We start from the raw sequence: 1,770 nt of genomic DNA on the forward strand, positions 1-1,770 counted from the left end.
GGTCTTCTCGGTTCAGCCAGCGATAAACTGTTGCACGACTAACCTTGTTCATCCGTGCAACTGCTCCCTTCCTGGACATACCCTATGACTCTCTCTCAGGTCTAAGCTTCCTCCTGAGGTCTACCTCCATGCCTTCTTAGCTGCAGGGCCGTCTCATTCTTAAATGAATTGACCCTGTTCCTAACCTGTGGGGCTCTGGGGTCTTGAGCTTCCGCCTCCTATGGGGAAAGTGGGGGGAGAGCTGTATCTCAAATTAAGTTCGAATTGAGGTCAGCATTAGCGGCGGAGAGGCTCAGAAATGGCCACCACATCCTGCAGAAACTGATCCTGTTGTTGGCGCAAAATGCCCAGGTCGGGGCCTTGGTTGAGCAGGACAAAGTGGATGCCATCCGGCAATTGCCCCATCATCATCAGCCGATCCGCAGCGGATCCCACCTGAGCAGCCGTGCCTGGGGGCAAGGTGCGCGCCCGCAGGGTGCTGTGGCCAGTGCCCGCTCTGGGCAAGATCCGAGTCGGATCCCCATCTGTGAAATCTACCAGGTGTTCCCAGAGATGAGCTAGGGCGCGGGGGGAAAGGTACAGCGCTCGCCCTCTTTGCCCCAGGCGAATGTCTTGCTCGGCGGGGGCCATTTGGGAATCCAGGCGGGAAATGGGCTGAGCCACCAACCGCTGCCGCAGGTACTCCAGCAGGGCTGTTTCGCCCCCCAGTTCCGCCAACAGGGCTTCTGCCATGGCTCGGTCGTTGCTGCCATTGAGGATCTGCAACAGGGATCCCAGGCGTAGCGAGGTGTAGCTGGCCAGGCAGTGGGCGTCCGCGGGCAGGGCTGTCAGGGTTGACACCGAGCCGCGAATGGCAACCGGGTGGGGCTGTTGCGTATCGCTGAGGAGTTCTGCCAAACGCTGAGCGCCGCCCAAAGGATCGGGTTGGCCCAGCAAACGGAAGGGGGGCAACACCTTCACATCCCCGTCGATCTGGCGAATGTTGAGGCTATGCAAATGGCGGGCCAGCTCTGCCACATTCGCTTCCGTGAAATAGGGATCCCCGCCACCTACCAGGATCAAATCTCCCGTCAAGCGATGGCCCAACCGATGGCCTGTGGTGTAGAAGCGGGTCTCAAAGCGATGCTCGTAACCCCAAGTCTCCAGGGCCATCAAGCTGATGGCCAACTGATCCAAGGCTCCCACCGGCAAAGGTCGATCCAGCCCATGCTCCGCCAACAGCTCCCCTTCCGGTGTCCAGAGCAGGATCCCCTGTTGAGAGAGCGCTCCCCCTTGGGCCGCCAATCCTTGCAAAAAGCCGGACAAGACCGAAGCGTAAGGAGAATCTTCCCACTGCGGCGATTGGGCGCGGGGCCACCAAGGGGGAAGGCCCGGAGTCCCACTTGGGGAAGGCAGCGGCGGCGGTGGAGTGGGGATGGGGGGGAAGGGATTCTGAGTCAATGTGGGAGACTCGACTTCAGCACCTGTGGGGTTGCTCCAGCAGGCCCCCAAGGCCAAAGCACCGGCCAACGGGATCCCTGCCCAGAGGAGACGACGATGGGGGCGCAACCCCTGTGGGATAAGCGGCATGATGACCTCACAAAGACACTTGCAAAGGACAACAGGCTGGCAAAAGACTTGACGCTACTCTAGTGCCATCCGAACTGCCTTGGCAAATCTCTGTGCCAGCCTTTTCCAGCGTTATCGACTCCGGCCAAGGCAAGCCCATCTTTTGCTTGTCAGGGATCCCAGTCGGCTGTGACGTAAACTACCCGACACCAACCGCTAGGC

The 1,770-nt window shown here is 60.1% G+C and carries 2 protein-coding genes; both read right to left on the bottom strand.

Annotated elements, in window-relative coordinates; genetic code table 11:
• Positions 1-79, bottom strand: a 79-nt coding sequence (locus NW818_RS09830; protein WP_414424449.1) for an IS630 transposase-related protein, incomplete at its 3' end; no start/stop codon positions are given.
• Positions 80-276: 197 nt separating this feature from the next.
• The gene (locus NW818_RS09835) at positions 277-1,569 is read right to left on the bottom strand and encodes a D-alanyl-D-alanine carboxypeptidase (RefSeq protein ID WP_414424448.1); all 1,293 of its coding nucleotides are present in this window, start codon (positions 1,567-1,569) and stop codon (positions 277-279) included.
• Between the last annotated feature and the right edge of the window lie 201 nt (positions 1,570-1,770).

Source organism: Synechococcus sp. R6-5 (genome assembly GCF_047461775.1).
In the GTDB taxonomy this organism is placed as follows: Bacteria; Cyanobacteriota; Cyanobacteriia; order Thermostichales; family Thermostichaceae; genus Thermostichus.

Excerpts from the sequence above, each read along its gene's own strand:
- NW818_RS09835 (WP_414424448.1), bottom strand. The coding sequence starts at position 1,569 with ATGCCGCTTATCCCACAGGGGTTGCGCCCCCATCGTCGTCTCCTCTGG.